This window comes from Acinetobacter sp. LCT-H3 (assembly GCF_001866125.1).
In the GTDB taxonomy this organism is placed as follows: domain Bacteria; phylum Pseudomonadota; class Gammaproteobacteria; order Pseudomonadales; family Moraxellaceae; genus Acinetobacter; species Acinetobacter schindleri.
In genome coordinates, this window is the sequence record NZ_MODX01000003.1 from 161,922 (window position 1) to 178,259 (window position 16,338).

Sequence of the window (16,338 nt, forward strand, 5' to 3'; positions counted from 1 at the left end):
CCTCAGCTCGCCTTCTGAAGAATTTCATCCGCTTCTGAAGCATGCGAATAAAACAGGTCAGCATGAAATAAAGTCGCCTGCTGCTCCAGCTCAGCTACATATTCCTGTACCAGACGCTGGAAATAACGATGTGCAAATAAGGCAGGGATCGCGATCAGCATCCCGGCAGCTGTCGTAATTAACGCCTTGGAAATCCCCGGCATCATCAGCACTGGATCGCTGGTAGTACCCACGTCAATCATAAGAAAAGATTCAATAATTCCGATCACTGTACCGAGCAAACCCAGCAAAGGTGCAACTGCACTTAAAGTTCCTAAAAAATTAATATTTCTTTCCAGATAACCAATTTCCTGCGAAGCAACGACTTCCATCTGGGCACGTGCATATTGCTCGGTCTGTTGCTGGCTGGCAGCACCTGCTGCAAAAACACGGCCTAATGTACTCCCTTGCAGGGATTTATCCATATTTAGTTTTTGCATCACATGATTGGCATTTTGCCCGGGACCCATCAAAAGCGCTTTAGGTAATATCAGGCTCTTTTTCAGGCGAATAAATCGCTCTAATGAGATGGCCACCATGAAAATCGAACATAATACGAGGGGTAGCATCAGCCACCCACCTGCTTTTACCAATTCCCACATCTGATTTGTCCCCAATCAAGAATCAAGTTTTATTCGTCATCCAGGATCGAAAGAATACCATCTAGCTCTTCCAGTGAATGATAGCTAATGACCAGTTTGCCTTTGCCCTGCTTGTTATAATCAATTTTTACTTCTGCACTAAAACGTTCTGACAGACGTTGTGTCAGTTGTTGAATATCCGGCGCTACGACTGGCTTTGGTTTATCCTGTTTTGGGGTATTGAAATCACGCACTAATTGCTCAGTCTGGCGTACGGACAGGCTCTTCTCAATTACCATTTCAGCCACTTTCAGCTGGTCTTTGGCTTTCAAAGTCAGGATCGCACGCGCATGCCCCATATCAAGCAGCCCTTGCTGCATAAAGTCTTTGACCTCTTCAGCCAAGGTCAGCAAACGCAGTAAATTACTGACTGTCGTACGCGCCTTGCCTACAGTATCGGCAATTTCCTGATGGCTCAGACCAAATTCTTCATGGAAACGTTGCAGCGCCATTGCCTGATCAATTGGATTCAGATCCTGACGCTGGATATTTTCAATCAAAGCCAGCGCAATTGCCACCTGATCATTCAGATCACGTACAATCGCAGGAACTTCTGTAAGGCCTGCCAATTGTGCTGCACGCCAGCGACGCTCACCCGCAATAATTTCATAAGGATGGCGTTCATCATCTACCGGACGGATGACAATCGGCTGCATGATGCCATGCTTCTCAATTGAAGCAGCCAGTTCCTGCAAATCCTGTTCATTGATATAGCGACGTGGCTGGTATTCACCACGTTTCAACAGATTCACATCAATCTGCTTCAGCTGACCATGATCCAGACCTTGTGCTTCAAGCTGTAATTTTTCTTTTTGAATTGACCCCAGTAATGCATCCAAACCACGACCTTTGGCGAGTCCACGTTTCTTCACGGTCATGCTTTACTTCCTTTTTTCACTTTGCTTTTCTTTAACATTTCAGCCGCCAGATTGAGGTAAGCAACTGCACCCTTAGAACTTTTTTCAAAATAAATCACTGGCAAACCATGTGCTGGTGCTTCAGCCAGACGGATATTACGTGGAATCACGGTATCGTAAAGTTTCTTGCCAAAATATTGTTGTAATTCTTCAGAGACATCACGTGTCAGTGCATTACGCGCATCATACATGGTACGTAATACACCCACGATTTGTAGATCAGGATTTAAAGCCTGCTGAATCCGGTCAATGGTCTGAGTCAAATCAGCCAATCCTTCTAATGCATAATACTCACATTGCATTGGAATAATTACGCCATCCACGGCAGCTAAGGCATTCACGGTAATCAGGCTTAAACTTGGTGCACAATCTACAATAATATAATCAAATGATTTTTCAATTTCCTGCAGGGCATCACGCAGAATAAATTCACGGCCTTCCTGTTCGGCAATTGCCAGCTCTACACCAGCCAGATCACGGTTGGCGCCTAATACTTTATATCCAACTTCCGCCTTGGTAATTGCCGTTTCAATCGGCACTTCACCAAGCAACACATCCGTTACTGAATAAAGTAAATCATTTTTCTGAATGCCCGAGCCCATCGTAGCATTACCTTGTGAATCCATATCCACAAGCAGCACACGTTTTTTTAATACTGCGAGAGATGCCGCCAAATTTACTGCGGTTGTGGTTTTGCCAACGCCACCCTTCTGGTTTGCAATCGCAATAATTTGTGCCATGTTGACCCCAATTCCTTTGAAAATCTTAAATACGTTTTAATAAAAGTAAATGACGTTGTTCGTCTAATCGCGGAACTTTTAGTTCAATAATCTCACAACTGAATTCATCTTTTAAAGCACTAACTTCATCTTGTGGAATCAGACCTTTCATGGAAGCAATAATACTTTGCTCATGCATATAAGGTTTTGATGCGTTTACAAAATCGGTCAATGATGCAAAGGCACGACTGGTAATCACATCAAACTGACCGAGTTCATTAATACTGTCTTCATTTTCAACACGTGTTTGCACCGCAATCACATTTTTTAGCTTCAAGTCAGCAATAAACTGCTTCAGGAAACGGATTTTCTTGCCATTTGAATCTAATAGTACGCAGTTACGTTCCGGCTGACATAATGCAATGATCATGCCTGGCATCCCGCCGCCGGTACCAATATCGAGCAGACGGCCTGATGGCAGATCCTTTAAAATGCTTAAGCTATCTAGTAGATGCTTGACCAGCATTTCTTTCGGATCACGAATGGCAGTCAGATTGTATGCCTTATTCCACAGCACCAAAGCGTCCTGGTACTTGAGTAATAAATTTAAAGTTTCATCACTCAATGCTAAACCTAAAGCCTGGCTACCCTGCTTTAATTCCTGAAAAAACGTATGCATAAACAATTAACGCTCGAAAAAATTAGAAGAAAGTATACCGCTTTCTCTATATTGGCACAGTAGGGAGTGCTTAGTGAATATTCACTTAAGCATATTTCCCTTCACGAATTTCAGCATCCAGTGCAGCCAAACGCTCTGGCGTCCCTACATCAACCCAGTCACCAATCAACTTTGAGGCAGCGACTTGATTTGCCAGCATCGCCTTTTTGAGTAATGGCGCCAGTGGACGCTTACCTGCTTCCAGACCTACAAACATTTTTGGATCAATCAAAGAGACACCACTAAAGGTCAGATTTTCACCCTGAACACTCTGATCAAAGGTATAAGCTTTACCTTCAACCAAGCTAAAATCACCTTGTGGGTGCTGAGGTGGGTTTTGCACCAACACCAGATGTGCCAGGTTTTCACCCAGCTCCACTGTCAATAATGGCGCAAAATCCATGGTGGTCCAGACATCACCATTCACCAGAATAAAAGGCTGACCCCCTAATAAAGGCAAAGCGTTGATAATACCACCAGCAGTTTCCAGCCCCTCACCTTCATGTGACCATAAAATCTTGACACCAAACTGCGAACCATCACCCAAAGCTTCCACAAGCTTTTCACCGAGCCATGCAGTATTAATGACAATTTCATTCACACCGATCGCCGCCAGCTTTTCGATATGCCAGACGATCAGAGGCTTGCCCCCAACTTCCAAGAGTGGCTTTGGTGTATGCAGCGTTAAAGGGCGCATGCGATTACCTAGGCCTGCAGCCAGAATCATCGCTTTCATTTATGCAGCCACCTCATATGAACCATATTTTTCTTCAAAAGCTGGCAATACGCGCTCATTGATAAATTGCATAAACGGCTGCAATTCTGCATAAGGTTTACTTTCTTCCAGCAGATACCACATCACACGCGGCAAATCTTTCAAATATCCCGATTTACCATCACGTTCAAACAGGCGCACAAAAATACCTAAAATCTTGATATGACGTTGAATGGCCATCATGTCGGCATCTTTCTTGAACTGACCAAAATCACGACCCTCTTTGGCAGAAGCCGGCAATAAGTTATAGAAAATTTCAAACCAGCGATAGACACGGTCAGCATTCCACTGCACATAGGCATCGCGGGTAATCGAGATTAGATCATAGGTATCCGCACCAATCACGGCATCCTGAAAATCGATCACGCCCAGATCTGTTTCACCTGCAATCTGCATCAGGTTACGGCTATGGAAATCACGGTGCACAATCACTTGAGGTTGAGCTAATGCTGCATTCGCCAGAATAGCAAAGGTACGCTTAATCAGCGCACTTTCCGCTGCGGTCGGAATGACTTTTAAAGCCGGTAACATCCAGTCAGTCAGCAATTCCATTTCCGAGATCAGTTTTTCATAAGAATACTCAGGGAAATGCCCTATACCTTGAATAGACTGCAACTGAACTAATTGTTTGAAACTCTGCTCATAATAAGCATCCACAGTGGCGTCATTAAGCAGATCAGACAGCATCACATTGCCGAAATCTTCGAGCAGTAATAGACCATTTTCCAGATCCTTCGCCACAATGTGCGGCACGCGAACACCATTCGCATCAAAAAATTCATCTATCGTCACAAAAGGCACACAATCTTCTTTTTCTGGTGGTGCATCCATTAGCATAAATGTTTTATTATTCAGTTTGATTCGTGCATAACGACGAAAACTGGCATCGCCTGCTAAAAAATGAGTTTCAAATTGATCTGAACCGAGTACAGAAGCAATCCAAGATTGTATCAATTGTTCGCGTTGAGTATTCATTTGCAATAAATTCTAGTACAGGCTGAGTTTTTAAAGTACTAAGTGTAGCTACTTATCAACTTTTTCTCTATGATGCGACAATAATTAATTGCGATAAAAGCATGATTGGTTAATGAGACAAATGAAGCATCAGTTTAAATATAATCCTTTAGCGACTGCGATCTTAACTTTGTTATGTGGTAGCTCAATTTCAAGCTATGCTGCAGAAAATGACTCATCCAACAGCCACAATCAGCAGCTTAAACAAAGCTTACAGGAAACCTATCCTGGTGAAGCATTTTTCTCTCAATATTATGTTGACAAATCCACGCCTGAAGCACAACAACGTCAGGGGCAGTATTTAAGTTCTGCTTATTGTCAAGGCACCTGGATTACTCCGGTTTCACCTGCAGTGGAAGCAGTTGCTCCAGATCAAGCGACTTCTACTGTTACTGCTGACTATGGCCACTATAATCCGAATGGCGATTCCTACTTAGAAGGCAATGTCATCATTGATCAGCAAGGTCGTCAGATTCGTGCAGATCAAGTGACTATTGACCAGACCCAGACCTACGCCAAAGCTCAAGGTCGAGTACAGCTGGCACAAGCAGGTCTGCTCTCACAAAGTGATGATATTAATTACAACCTAAAAACCCAACAAGGCGACTTAAATAACAGCTTTTATATTGCAGAAGAACAACATGCGCATGGGCGTGCAGAAAAAATCGCCAGAACTTCCACTGAAACAGTTGAGCTGGAAAATGCAACCTATACCACTTGCCCACCTGAACAGAAGCCAACCTGGAAAATTCAGGCGGATCGCATCAAGCTGAATCAGGAAACAGGTCGTGGTGAAACTCGTAATACCAAAATATACGTTAAAGATGTGCCTGTTCTTGCAGTACCTTATTTTAACTTCCCGATTGATGATCGTCGCACCACCGGAATTCTGACCCCTAGTTTTGGTTTTACCAATGATGGTGGCTTAGAACTAGGTGTTCCAGTATATCTAAATCTGGCACCAAATTACGATGCTACCATTACACCACGTTATATCGCTGACCGTGGTGCAATGCTGGATGGTCAGTTCCGTTACTTAACCGAGAACTTTGGCTATGGTCAAATCTGGGGGGGCATTTTACCTTCAGATCGTAGCTATGACGATCAAGACCGTAAAGACCTGCATTTCCGTCATGACTGGCAGATTAACGAGCAGTTCTCAACCAATCTTGAATATAACTATGCTTCAGATAAAGATTTCTTCTCAGATCTAAATAACAACCCAAATTCTAAAACTGATCTGAATTTACGTCGTGCTTGGGAAATTAACTATAAAAATGGTATTCCTGGCTTAAAAGCACAGTTAAAAGTAGAAGATTTCCAGACCCTAGACCCAGAAGTTGCAGATGAAGACCGTCCTTATGCGCGTTTGCCACAATTCCTGGTTAACTATAAAACGGGCAACCCACTCGGCTGGCAATTCGAAGCCAATCACGATACTGCCTATTTCAAAAAAGATGTTAATAATATAAATCCAGCTACAGGCAGTTACGAACCGAGTGGTACACGTATCTATAACGATCTGGCAGTTCGCTATAATCATCGAACGCCTGGCTTATTCCTGCTTCCTCAATTGTCCTTGCGCAACATTAATACCTTCTATGACAAGGACACGATTGATCTTTTAGACCAGAACCAAACTAATTCTTCAAGTGAAGATAAATCTATTGTAGTGCCAGAATTCACTCTCGATGCTGGTTTGATTTTTGAAAAAGAAGGACGCTATTTACAGACACTAACACCTCGTCTGTTTTATGCTTACGCACCTTACGAGAATCAAGAAGGTCAGCCAAATTTTGACTCAGTGAATGCTTCGATCAGCTATGATCAGCTATTCAGCCCACGTCGTTTCTATGGTCATGACCGTTTAGAAGACAATAACTTTGCATCCGTAGGCTTAAGCTACAGCCTGTTCAATGATGTTGGTTTAGAACGCCTGCGTGCCAGTATAGGCCAAAGTTTCTTCTTCGAAGACCGTCGCGTAACTTTAGAACGGGGTATTGATGAATATGACCGTGAAACGCATACTGGTCCTGTAATTCAACTATCCAGCCAGCTTTCCAATAATTTCCATGTCAACTTTAACTCAGCATGGATGTCGAATGGTCAGAATGCACAGCGCGATGTGCAAGCCTATTACACTGGTGAACAAGGTAATCTCTACAATGTAGGCTATTTCTATCGCAATGAAATTACTGACCGTCAAAAAAGCTATGATCAGGTGGTTGGTTCATTCATTCAGCCTGTTTTCAATAACTGGCGTCTGATTGGTCATGCTCAATACGATCTGGAAAACAACGTTGCACGTGAATATTTACTTGGCGTGAACTATGAGTCATGCTGTTGGGGTGTTTCCGTCTATGGCCGCTCATATTACAATGATCTGGATGACATCAATGAAGCTGGTGTTAAACCAAAACGCATGATCATGGCAGAACTCAGCCTGAGAGGCCTGGGTGGATTCAACAATAAATTGGCATCACTACTGGAAAACCGTATTCTGGGCTTTAATAATATCAATCAGACTTGGACAGAACGTTAATGAAGACAAAACAGTTAAAACATTTTTTTAAAGCAACCACACTTGCGCTATGCCTTTCTGCAGCAATACCTACTTTTGCTGTTGCACAGACCAAGGATGAAGTTGTAGCTGTTGTCGACAATAGCGTGATTCTTCGCAGTGACCTGGATCAAAGCATTGCAGAGATTTCTCATCAACTCGAAAAGCAAAAGAAGCCTGCACCGTCACAACAAATCCTGCAACAACAAGCTTTAGAACAACTGATTTTGCGTCAGGCTCAACTTGAACAGGTAAAGCGTTATAATGTTCGTCCTGATGAAAAAGCGCTTAATGATGCAGTATTAAAAGTTGCACGCGACTCTGGTTCTTCTAGCCTGGAAGCTTTCCAGCAAAAGCTGGATTCAATTGCACCAAATACTTATGCTGCTCTACGTAACCGTATTGCAGAAGACCTTGCGATTAACCGTTTACGTCAACAGATTGTGACTTCCCGTATCAAAATCAGCGATCAGGATGTGGAGAACTTCCTGAAAACCCCGCAAGGTCAGGCATTACTCGGCAATCAGGTTCATGTACAACATGTCCGTGTTTCTGGTGACAATACAGCTCAAGTTGCAGCAGAGGTAAAGAAAGAGTTAGAAAGCTCTACCGACCTGAAAGCAATTGAGAAGAAATACTCCAAAAATGGTGTCAAAGTTGAAGCTGCTGACATGGGCTTCCGTAATATTTCAGATATTCCAGATGAGCTCGCATCACGTGTAACCAGCCTTCAGCCTGGTCAAACCTCTGAACTGATTGAAGCCCGCGATGGTGCTCACATTCTTAAGCTGATTGATCGTAAAGCGGGTGAAAAGCGTGCACTCGTACAACAATATCAGACGCGTCATATTCTGATTCAGCCTTCCGAAGTAGTGAGTCCTGAAAATGCCAAACAGATGATTGACAGTCTGTATACCCGCCTAAAAAATGGTGAAGACTTTGCCGTACTGGCGGCTACCTTCTCCAATGATCCTGGTTCAGCACGTGACAGTGGTAGTCTAGGCTGGGTGAATCCAGGTGTGATGGTCCCAGAATTTGAAGAACGTATGAAAAAAACGCCTGTGGGCCAAATCAGCGAACCGTTTCAGTCTCAGTTTGGCTGGCATATTCTACAGGTGACAGATACGCGCCAACAGGATATGACTTCAGAATATCAGGAACGTATGGCACGCCAGCTTTTAGGCGAACGTCAGTTTGATACAGAACTGGATAGCTGGTTACGTGAGACACGCAGTAATGCCTTTGTTGAGATTAAAGATCCACAACTGGACCGTAAAAAGAATTAATATTCAGCATCTTTAAAAAAAACCGGCTTTTGGCCGGTTTTTTTATTATCTATATAAGACTATTACCATAAAAAAAACCTCTCATTTCTGAGAGGTTTTTTGAATTCTTAAATCAGATTAACGGTTGTTTTCGTCATCTTGAGAATCTTCGAATTTTGCATCATCAGTAAAGCCAGCACCTTGACCACCAAAGCCACCTTGACCACCGAAGCCGCCTTGACCACCAAAGCCGCCAGGTTGACCGCCACCGAAGCCACCTTGACCACCGAAGCCACCAGGTTGACCGCCACCGAAGCCACCTTGACCGCCGAAGCCGCCAGGTTGGCCGCCACCAAAGCCACCTTGACCACCGAAGCCACCAGGTTGGCCGCCACCGAAGCCACCTTGACCGCCAAAGCCAGCACCTTGAGGACCAGCAGGAGCACCAGCAGGACGTGGGTTACGTGCAGGAACTACGGTAGAAATCGCGTGTTTGTAAACCATTTGGCTTACAGTATTTTTTAATAATACAACGTATTGGTCAAATGATTCGATATGACCTTGTAGTTTGATACCGTTAACCAGGAAGATAGAAACAGGAATACGTTCTTTACGTAGGGAATTCAAGAACGGATCTTGTAAAGTTTGACCTTTAGACATGTTATAACTCCAAAAAATTTTAAAATCAGCGCAAAAAACTATCTTTATTTTTCAATTAAAAATTATAAAAAAGATAGTCTGTAAATTTTGCTTTATCCGTAACAGTTTCGCAAGTCTTCTTGAGCCTGCTGTGCGGTAAAATATGTAGTAAATTTATGCTTATCTTGCAAAGATCTTAACCATGTGTATTGACGTTTAGCAAGTTGTCGTGTTGCAAACAATGCTTTGTCTTCCATTTCTCGCTGTTTTTCAACACTTCGATCACTGTTTTTTATAAATTCGATCGCCTGACGGTAACCAACGGAACGCATGGATGGAAGATTTTCATCAAAATCGTATTTTTTCATCAAGCTTTTCACTTCATTTAAAAAACCGATTTCCCACATAATTTCTAATCGTTTTTCAATACGCTTGTGTAATTCTACTCGGTCTGGGATTAGCGCGTAATTATGAAAACTGTAACGATATGGTTGATTTTTTGGTTGTTCTGCTTGTAGTTTTGTTATAGCTTGGCCAGTTAGCTTATAAACTTCTAAGGCACGAATAATACGCTGTTTGTCACTTACTTTAAATTTTTGCCCTGCGACTGGGTCTACAGTACATAATTCCGCATATACTGCTTCCCACCCTTCCCGTTCGGCTTTTGCTTCAATTTCCGCACGTACCTTATAATCTGCACTGGGTAGATTATCAGATAATCCCTCTAACAATGCTTTGAAATAAAGCATTGTTCCACCAACCAAAATTGGGGTTTTGCCACGTGCATGCATATCATCAATCAGGCGACAGGCATCTTCGACAAAATTGGCTGCTGAATAGACTTCTAAAGGACTAATAATATCAATCAGATGATGCGGATATTGCTCTAATTCTGCTTTGGTTGGCTTGGCTGTACCAATGTCCATTTCCCGGTAAACCAGTGCAGAATCGACGGAAATCAGCTCAAAATTTCCTTGCTCATAGAGTTCACATGCCAAAGCGGTTTTACCACTTGCAGTTGGTCCCATTAAGTTGATGACCGGCAATTGATTTGACATGTACCACTACTCTCCTCGAGCAAAAAGTTTATCTAGTTGAGCCAGTGGGAAAGCACGCCATGTTGGACGTCCATGATTACACTGGCTGGCAAATTCAGTTTGTTCCATCTGACGCAATAAGGCATTCATTTCAGACAGACTTAAAATACGGTTTGCACGTACCGCACCATGACAGGCCATGCCTGCCAGGATCTGATCACGCTTTTGCAGCAGGCCTTGCGCCTGATCCGTTGGGTCCAGATCATCCAGCAATTCAGGAATCAAGGCATCAAAATCTGCCTTGTGCAGGATCGCAGGAACTCCGCGCACGATCACCTGTTCATCACCATACTGGTCAATCTCCAGACCAAATCGGGCCAGCTGTTCCTTCAACTCTTCTACACGCATGGCCTGCATACGACTGATAGACACCACTCTAGGAATTAAAAGCTGCTGCGACGTCCAGAACTCCGGTTTATCCCAGGCAGACTTCATTTGCTGCAAGACGATACGCTCATGTGCTGCATGCATATCTACAATAATCAGACCTTCTGTGTTTTGTGCAAGGATATAAATCCCATGCAGCTGTGCAATCGCAATGCCTAAAGGATGCTCATCTATTTTGGCCTGCACATGTGTCTGAAAAGACTGCTCAGGGCTCAGCTGCTCAGTTTCGGAGTTTACTCTAAGTGGTGCCAAATAGCTTTGTAAGGCATTGTTAAGCTGCTGTGAACCACTATAAGGCTTGGTATAATCCTGCACATAATGCACAGTTTGTGGACGCGATGATTCAAAGTCAGTCAACACATCTGAAGCTTCAGCTTCTATATATTGATGAGTATTACGAGGATGTAGATGCTGCTGAACTGCATAAGGTCCAGGAGGGGACTGCGGTGCAGCCTGATGCAGGCTAAATTGTTCCTGATAACGCGGCTGAGGCGTAAGTGGTACAGGTTCCTCAGTTTTCATTGCATCAGCCAGATTAGCTGTTGCGGTCTGGAACTGTGCTAGCGTTTCTTTGGCATAATGACGTACAAACTCATGTACTTCACGCTGATTTAGGAAACGGATTTCATGTTTGGTTGGATGTACATTGACATCAATATTTTCCGGATCCACTTCCAGAAACAGCAAATAAGCTGCATGCTGGTGTCCATGCAGAATGCCGTCATACGCCATACGCAATGCATGAGAAATGGTCTTGTCTCTTACGATACGACCATTTACATAGACATATTGCATATCGGCTTGAGCACGCGCATCCAAAGGATGACCGAGCCAGCCAGACAAACGCATGTTGATACTATCTGCATCCATCCAGTAAGCATTTTCAGTAAATTGGCGCCCCAATAACTGCTGCACACGCTGGAAACGTAATGCTCCACTGTCTGCCACAGGCAGATTCAGCTTGATACTTTCATTATGTTCCAGCACAAAACGGATATCGAAATGGGTCAGTGCCAGACGACGTACAATCTCTTCAATATGACCAAATTCAGTGCCCGGTTTTTTCAGAAATTTACGACGTGCCGGTACATTAAAGAACAGATCCTGCACCCGGATATGGGTACCACGTGAAGTGGCAACTGCCTGAATTTCCTGATGGTCAAAAGCAGTACCATTCACTTCAACCTGATAACCAATGCCATCTTCGCTTTGGCTACTGGTCAAGGTTAGACGCGATACGGCTGCAATCGAAGCCAGCGCCTCACCACGGAAACCCAGACTGGTGATGGCATGCAATTCCTCTGCTGTCTGAATTTTACTGGTGGCATGACGCATGACCGCCAGCGCTAAATCTTCCGGGTGAATTCCTCGACCATTGTCAATAATTTCGATCAGTGTACTACCGCCCTGTTCTACACGAATCACCAGTTCAGTCGCACCAGCATCAATCGAGTTTTCGAGCAGTTCTTTCACTACAGATGCAGGTCGTTCAATCACTTCACCCGCTGCAATCTGGTTCGCCAGTGCAGGATCAAGTGAACGGATACGGCGTGCGCTTAAATCATTCGACATGTGGGAATTGCTGCTCCAAAGCCTTCTGTAATACTGAGTTTGATGAAGTCAACGCTGCAGTACGAGTCAACTCATCTTCAGATTTAAGAATTTCAATGATCAGATCTGCTTCAGGTATTTCATCACCACCTTTAGATGGCCATTCAAACAAGAATAATGCCTTTGGGGTTTCAAGATAATCCCGAATACCCATCAGTTCCAGTTCATAGGGATCATTTAAACGGTACAGGTCAAAGTGGAAAATATCCTTCCCTTGAATATTATAAGGTTCTACCAATGTATAGGTTGGACTTTTGACCGAACCCTGATGACCGAGCTGTTGTAAATAATAGCGCGTCAATGTCGTCTTGCCTGCTCCCAGATCACCGATCAGATAGATCACTCCCGTACTAAAATTCGCGGCCAATACCTTAGCCAGCTGTTGGGTATCTTCTTCATGATTTAAGGTGACAGTAAATGAATAAGGCATATGACTCACGACATGATTCAAAGGAACAAATATGATAGCATCGCCGCAGTTTAAAAGCCTATTCTGCCGCATGAGAAAATGTATTTTTTCATAGCATTTGTTTCCTGAATGAGATCCACTTCCCCATATGAATACTTCTGCTGAATTTATCCCACCGATGATCAACGGCGTCAGTGCCAGCAAAGTTTTCTTGCAACCGTCCACTGCTACAACAGTCTATGACTATTTATGTACACAGTTTCCACATATCCAGACCAGTGAATGGCAATCCCGTTTTCAGGAGGGCCTGGTTTATGATGCACAAGGAAATAGCTTAAATCTAAATAGCCCCTTTCAGGCGAATAGCCACTGTTTTTATTATCGCTTTCTGGCACACGAAGTGCATGTTCCTTTCGAACACCAAATCCTGTTCGAAAATGAACATTTTATGGTAATTGATAAACCACATTTTCTGACCATGAGCCCGACCGGACAATATGTACAGGAAACCCTGCTGGTTCGTCTAAAGAAACAGACCGAGATTGAGCACCTAACTCCGATTCACCGACTGGATCGGGAAACGGCTGGCGTAGTGCTTATCTCTAAAAATGTAGCATCGCGTGGACTTTATCAGCAGCTGTTCGCAAAACGCCAAGTACAGAAAACCTATCATGCGATTGCAGGTTATCGTGAAGAACTTCGCTTTCCGCAAATTGTGCGTTTACGCATGGATAAAGGTCGGCCTTTCTATACTATGCAGGTTTTAGAAGGTGACCCTAATAGTGAAACCGAAATCACCTTATTAGAACAGCAAGATCATTTAGCCAAATACGAACTGAAACCGCATACTGGCAAGCAGCACCAATTACGTGTGCACTTAAACTTTTTGGGCATACCGATTCGGAATGATCCGTTTTATCCTAGCGTTGCACATAAAGCAGATAATGATTTTTCTGCACCCTTACAGTTATTGGCCAAACACATCCAGTTTATTGACCCTATTACCCAGCAATTGATGCAGTTTTCTTCCGAGCAAGTACTAACATTGTAATGCAGCTGTCATTACGATTTATTTTCAGAATTGATTCGTATAAGGATTGTATTTCAAATGTAATGGATTAAAATGAATGCGAAAAGTTAAGTATTTTAAAATCTTGAATATATTATGAGAAAAACTGAAGTCTACCAAATACGCCTGGATTCTCAAGAAAAGAAACAAGCCTTTGCCGTATTTAAGCAATTGGGAATTACACCAGCCCAAGCAGTCCGCTTGTTTTTCAAACAGGTAGTGCTGACTAAATCCATCCCCTTCTCCATTGAAAATCAGAATATTAACCTTGAACAATTAATCAAGCTGCGCAAACTGAAGCAAAGTGAATCCAAACCTGTAACTGCCGGCCTGCTTGCAGACACTACAGAACAGGAAGCATTGGATCTACATGCTGATGATGATCATTTTGATTTATTTGAAGAACTGAATGCCATTTTGGGCGAAAGTGACAAAATTTAACACTGTCGCATTTTCAAACAATTTCATACGCTACACCTCCCCCAAATTTCGTTATGCTCCATGAATACATAATAATAAGACATGGAGTAAGGAATGCTTGTTCGACGTGCTCAGGTGGAAGACCTGCAACATCTTTCAGTTTTATTTGATGAATATCGCCAGTTTTATGGAGCTTCCTCAAATCAGGAACTTTCTTATCAGTTTCTAAAACAGCGATTTGAAGACCAGCAAACAGTGATTTTTATCAACACCAAGGATGATATTTTTACCGGATTTATCCTGCTTTATTTGAGATTTTCCTCAGTAGCTTGTTCAAAGTTTTATGTGCTGGATGATGTGTATATCACTCCACTGTATCGCCGTCATGGCGCTGCACGACAACTGATTGATACCGCTATTTTATTTGCCCGACATGAAAATGCACTGCGTATTAGCCTGGACACCCAGAAAAACAACCACCAATCGCATAAACTCTATGAATCAATGGGATTTATGCGAGATGATGAATTTGTCACTTTTCATTGTTTTCTCAAGTAAATCCAGCGCTTTATTCGGCACGGTATTTAGCTTGAATCACTTGATCTTCAGTTAAATAAATCCACTCACCTTCTGGCAAATCATTCAAAGTCAATTGACCTATTTGAGCCCGATGCAGTTTTTCAACTTTATTCCCCACAGCTGCCAGCATACGTTTCACCTGATGATAAACACCTTGATGAACCGCCATTTGTAAGCGCTTTTCTTCAAGACGAATGACATCTGTAGCAGCATACATACCTTTTTCATTACGTAGCTCAACACCTTGTTCTAGCTGCTTGATCTGCTCATCCGTAACAGGGTCTGCGGTATCCATCTGGTAAACCTTGGCAACATGCTTTTTAGGATGAGTTAATGCCTGCAAAAATTGACCATCATCAGTCAGTAACAGCAAGCCTGTCGTATCCTGGTCTAAACGACCTACACACTGGATTCCACGATTCATGAGCAAGTCATCAAACAGCTCAAAGACACTAAAATGATGGGTTGCCTGATGCGAACACTCATAACCTTGTGGCTTGTTTAAGGCAATATAGACTTTTTCCCGATATTGATAAGTATCGTCATATACATTGAACTCTAGCTGATCCAGATCCAGTTTATGCTTTGGGTTATCAATGATTTCACCCTGAATGCTCACAGCGCCATTCTTGATCAGTTGCTGGCAATACTTACGTGAGCCAAAACCTTGTGACTGCAACATTTTTTCCAATAGCATCTATTCATACCTGTATCGAGTGAAGACCTGTGCATTCTATCCTGAAACAATCATGATTTTGTTTTCTTCCGCTGTTTTCTAGGTATCATGCGTTGAAAAGCTCTACAATAGCTTTATTTTTCACTCTATCTCTCCCACTTATGTCGCAACTTGATCTGAATCTGATTGTTCTTTTGGTTTTACTGGCTTGCGGTATTTTTAGTCATAATAGTGCCGTCACCATTGCTGCAGCGGTGTTAATCGTTTTAAAAATCACGCCTCTCAGCAGTTTATTACCCTATGTACAGGCGCACGGTTTAAATATCGGGATTATTATTCTGACCATTGGTGTTCTGACACCGATTGCCAGTGGCAAAATTTCAGGAGAAAGTATTCTCAAATCTTTCCTGAGCTGGAAGTCTTTACTGGCAATCGCCATTGGTGTCTTTGTTGCTTGGCTGGGAGGACGTGGAGTGAAGCTGATGTCCAATCAGCCAGATGTGGTAGCCGGACTATTATTAGGCACAGTAGCAGGTGTAGCAGTATTACGCGGTGTTCCAGTCGGGCCGTTAATTGCCGCAGGAATTTTATCATTATTGATTAGTACGCAATAAGTTTGAAATAAAATTTCTATTTAGTTAACCCTAACTCAAACATCCATTCTCCCAGGATTTCTAAAAATATTTCGATATCAAATCATATGAATAGCGGCATTGAGGTCGCACATTGATTGCCTTGCGCAAGCTATAAAGCAGTACTTAAAGCTTGCTCAGGATATGCTGTCAGATCAATAAAGGGCTTTT

At 42.9% G+C, this 16,338-nt stretch carries 17 protein-coding genes; 6 read left to right on the plus strand and 11 right to left on the minus strand.

Features of this window, described 5'->3' with window-relative positions:
• Nucleotides 1-2: 2 nt before the first annotated feature.
• From BK820_RS03300 to BK820_RS03325, 6 genes are all read right to left on the minus strand, one after another.
• Nucleotides 3-641, minus strand: a complete 639-nt coding sequence (locus BK820_RS03300) for a MotA/TolQ/ExbB proton channel family protein (RefSeq protein ID WP_004815564.1) — start codon at nucleotides 639-641, stop codon at nucleotides 3-5.
• 29 nt (nucleotides 642-670) lie between these two features.
• Nucleotides 671-1,558 carry a ParB/RepB/Spo0J family partition protein gene (locus tag BK820_RS03305; RefSeq protein ID WP_004815563.1) on the minus strand — a complete coding sequence of 296 codons (888 nt, stop codon included), beginning with the start codon at nucleotides 1,556-1,558 and terminating at the stop codon, nucleotides 671-673.
• The gene (locus BK820_RS03310; protein ID WP_004815561.1) at nucleotides 1,555-2,337 is read right to left on the minus strand and encodes a ParA family protein; all 783 of its coding nucleotides are present in this window, start codon (nucleotides 2,335-2,337) and stop codon (nucleotides 1,555-1,557) included. Before BK820_RS03310 ends, BK820_RS03305 begins: the two co-directional genes overlap by 4 nt.
• Before the next feature lie 25 nt (nucleotides 2,338-2,362).
• Nucleotides 2,363-2,995, minus strand: a complete 633-nt coding sequence (gene rsmG / locus BK820_RS03315) for a 16S rRNA (guanine(527)-N(7))-methyltransferase RsmG (RefSeq protein ID WP_004815559.1) — start codon at nucleotides 2,993-2,995, stop codon at nucleotides 2,363-2,365.
• Between the two features lie 85 nt (nucleotides 2,996-3,080).
• A complete protein-coding gene (gene murU / locus BK820_RS03320) occupies nucleotides 3,081-3,770 on the minus strand; it encodes an N-acetylmuramate alpha-1-phosphate uridylyltransferase MurU (protein ID WP_004815557.1) in 690 nt (229 codons plus the stop codon).
• Complete coding sequence (locus tag BK820_RS03325; RefSeq protein ID WP_004815555.1) at nucleotides 3,771-4,784, minus strand: aminoglycoside phosphotransferase family protein; 1,014 nt, start codon at nucleotides 4,782-4,784, stop codon at nucleotides 3,771-3,773. It lies immediately after the preceding gene.
• A 121-nt stretch (nucleotides 4,785-4,905) separates the two neighbouring features.
• Between BK820_RS03325 and BK820_RS03330 the strand changes: the two genes are divergently transcribed.
• Together BK820_RS03330 and BK820_RS03335 are read left to right on the plus strand one after the other, a co-directional pair.
• On the plus strand, nucleotides 4,906-7,365 hold the full coding sequence (locus tag BK820_RS03330) for an LPS-assembly protein LptD (RefSeq protein ID WP_071320094.1): 2,460 nt from the start codon (nucleotides 4,906-4,908) through the stop codon (nucleotides 7,363-7,365).
• Nucleotides 7,365-8,669 carry a peptidylprolyl isomerase gene (locus BK820_RS03335; protein ID WP_071320095.1) on the plus strand — a complete coding sequence of 435 codons (1,305 nt, stop codon included), beginning with the start codon at nucleotides 7,365-7,367 and terminating at the stop codon, nucleotides 8,667-8,669. The genes BK820_RS03330 and BK820_RS03335 overlap by 1 nt, the downstream gene beginning before the upstream one ends.
• A 117-nt stretch (nucleotides 8,670-8,786) precedes the next feature.
• Here the strand turns inward: BK820_RS03335 and hfq are convergent, their stop codons facing one another.
• The 4 genes from hfq to tsaE form a co-directional block, all read right to left on the minus strand.
• Nucleotides 8,787-9,308 (minus strand): RNA chaperone Hfq, encoded by a 522-nt coding sequence (gene hfq / locus BK820_RS03340; protein ID WP_004815549.1) that lies wholly within the window; start codon nucleotides 9,306-9,308, stop codon nucleotides 8,787-8,789.
• A gap of 92 nt (nucleotides 9,309-9,400) precedes the next feature.
• Nucleotides 9,401-10,345 carry a tRNA (adenosine(37)-N6)-dimethylallyltransferase MiaA gene (gene miaA / locus BK820_RS03345; RefSeq protein ID WP_004815547.1) on the minus strand — a complete coding sequence of 315 codons (945 nt, stop codon included), beginning with the start codon at nucleotides 10,343-10,345 and terminating at the stop codon, nucleotides 9,401-9,403.
• Between the two features lie 6 nt (nucleotides 10,346-10,351).
• Nucleotides 10,352-12,343 carry a DNA mismatch repair endonuclease MutL gene (gene mutL, locus BK820_RS03350; RefSeq protein ID WP_071320096.1) on the minus strand — a complete coding sequence of 664 codons (1,992 nt, stop codon included), beginning with the start codon at nucleotides 12,341-12,343 and terminating at the stop codon, nucleotides 10,352-10,354.
• Nucleotides 12,333-12,812, minus strand: a complete 480-nt coding sequence (tsaE, locus tag BK820_RS03355) for a tRNA (adenosine(37)-N6)-threonylcarbamoyltransferase complex ATPase subunit type 1 TsaE (protein WP_071320097.1) — start codon at nucleotides 12,810-12,812, stop codon at nucleotides 12,333-12,335. Before tsaE ends, mutL begins: the two co-directional genes overlap by 11 nt.
• A 127-nt stretch (nucleotides 12,813-12,939) precedes the next feature.
• Here tsaE and BK820_RS03360 point away from each other — a divergent pair, with 127 nt between their 5' ends.
• From BK820_RS03360 to BK820_RS03370, 3 genes are all read left to right on the plus strand, one after another.
• Nucleotides 12,940-13,842, plus strand: coding sequence for a pseudouridine synthase (locus BK820_RS03360; RefSeq protein WP_071320098.1), 903 nt, complete (start codon nucleotides 12,940-12,942; stop codon nucleotides 13,840-13,842).
• A gap of 114 nt (nucleotides 13,843-13,956) precedes the next feature.
• Nucleotides 13,957-14,301: a type II toxin-antitoxin system RelB/DinJ family antitoxin gene (locus BK820_RS03365; protein ID WP_071320099.1), complete on the plus strand. Its 345-nt coding sequence runs from the start codon at nucleotides 13,957-13,959 to the stop codon at nucleotides 14,299-14,301.
• 93 nt (nucleotides 14,302-14,394) lie between these two features.
• On the plus strand, nucleotides 14,395-14,838 hold the full coding sequence (locus BK820_RS03370; protein ID WP_071320100.1) for a GNAT family N-acetyltransferase: 444 nt from the start codon (nucleotides 14,395-14,397) through the stop codon (nucleotides 14,836-14,838).
• Between the two features lie 10 nt (nucleotides 14,839-14,848).
• Here BK820_RS03370 and BK820_RS03375 read toward each other — a convergent pair whose 3' ends face one another.
• Nucleotides 14,849-15,556 carry a pseudouridine synthase gene (locus BK820_RS03375; protein WP_004815537.1) on the minus strand — a complete coding sequence of 236 codons (708 nt, stop codon included), beginning with the start codon at nucleotides 15,554-15,556 and terminating at the stop codon, nucleotides 14,849-14,851.
• A 140-nt stretch (nucleotides 15,557-15,696) separates the two neighbouring features.
• On the opposite strand from BK820_RS03375, the gene BK820_RS03380 reads away from it, so the two are divergent.
• Nucleotides 15,697-16,149, plus strand: coding sequence for a DUF441 domain-containing protein (locus BK820_RS03380; protein ID WP_004645490.1), 453 nt, complete (start codon nucleotides 15,697-15,699; stop codon nucleotides 16,147-16,149).
• Nucleotides 16,150-16,338: the final 189 nt, after the last annotated feature.

Excerpts from the sequence above, each read along its gene's own strand:
- BK820_RS03300 (WP_004815564.1), bottom strand. The coding sequence starts at position 641 with ATGTGGGAATTGGTAAAAGCAGGTGGGTGGCTGATGCTACCCCTCGTA.
- BK820_RS03305 (WP_004815563.1), bottom strand. The coding sequence starts at position 1,558 with ATGACCGTGAAGAAACGTGGACTCGCCAAAGGTCGTGGTTTGGATGCA.
- BK820_RS03310 (WP_004815561.1), bottom strand. The coding sequence starts at position 2,337 with ATGGCACAAATTATTGCGATTGCAAACCAGAAGGGTGGCGTTGGCAAA.
- rsmG (WP_004815559.1), bottom strand. The coding sequence starts at position 2,995 with ATGCATACGTTTTTTCAGGAATTAAAGCAGGGTAGCCAGGCTTTAGGT.
- murU (WP_004815557.1), bottom strand. The coding sequence starts at position 3,770 with ATGAAAGCGATGATTCTGGCTGCAGGCCTAGGTAATCGCATGCGCCCT.
- BK820_RS03325 (WP_004815555.1), bottom strand. The coding sequence starts at position 4,784 with ATGAATACTCAACGCGAACAATTGATACAATCTTGGATTGCTTCTGTA.
- BK820_RS03330 (WP_071320094.1), top strand. The coding sequence starts at position 4,906 with ATGAAGCATCAGTTTAAATATAATCCTTTAGCGACTGCGATCTTAACT.
- BK820_RS03335 (WP_071320095.1), top strand. The coding sequence starts at position 7,365 with ATGAAGACAAAACAGTTAAAACATTTTTTTAAAGCAACCACACTTGCG.
- hfq (WP_004815549.1), bottom strand. The coding sequence starts at position 9,308 with ATGTCTAAAGGTCAAACTTTACAAGATCCGTTCTTGAATTCCCTACGT.
- miaA (WP_004815547.1), bottom strand. The coding sequence starts at position 10,345 with ATGTCAAATCAATTGCCGGTCATCAACTTAATGGGACCAACTGCAAGT.
- mutL (WP_071320096.1), bottom strand. The coding sequence starts at position 12,343 with ATGTCGAATGATTTAAGCGCACGCCGTATCCGTTCACTTGATCCTGCA.
- tsaE (WP_071320097.1), bottom strand. The coding sequence starts at position 12,812 with ATGCCTTATTCATTTACTGTCACCTTAAATCATGAAGAAGATACCCAA.
- BK820_RS03360 (WP_071320098.1), top strand. The coding sequence starts at position 12,940 with ATGAATACTTCTGCTGAATTTATCCCACCGATGATCAACGGCGTCAGT.
- BK820_RS03365 (WP_071320099.1), top strand. The coding sequence starts at position 13,957 with ATGAGAAAAACTGAAGTCTACCAAATACGCCTGGATTCTCAAGAAAAG.
- BK820_RS03370 (WP_071320100.1), top strand. The coding sequence starts at position 14,395 with ATGCTTGTTCGACGTGCTCAGGTGGAAGACCTGCAACATCTTTCAGTT.
- BK820_RS03375 (WP_004815537.1), bottom strand. The coding sequence starts at position 15,556 with ATGCTATTGGAAAAAATGTTGCAGTCACAAGGTTTTGGCTCACGTAAG.
- BK820_RS03380 (WP_004645490.1), top strand. The coding sequence starts at position 15,697 with ATGTCGCAACTTGATCTGAATCTGATTGTTCTTTTGGTTTTACTGGCT.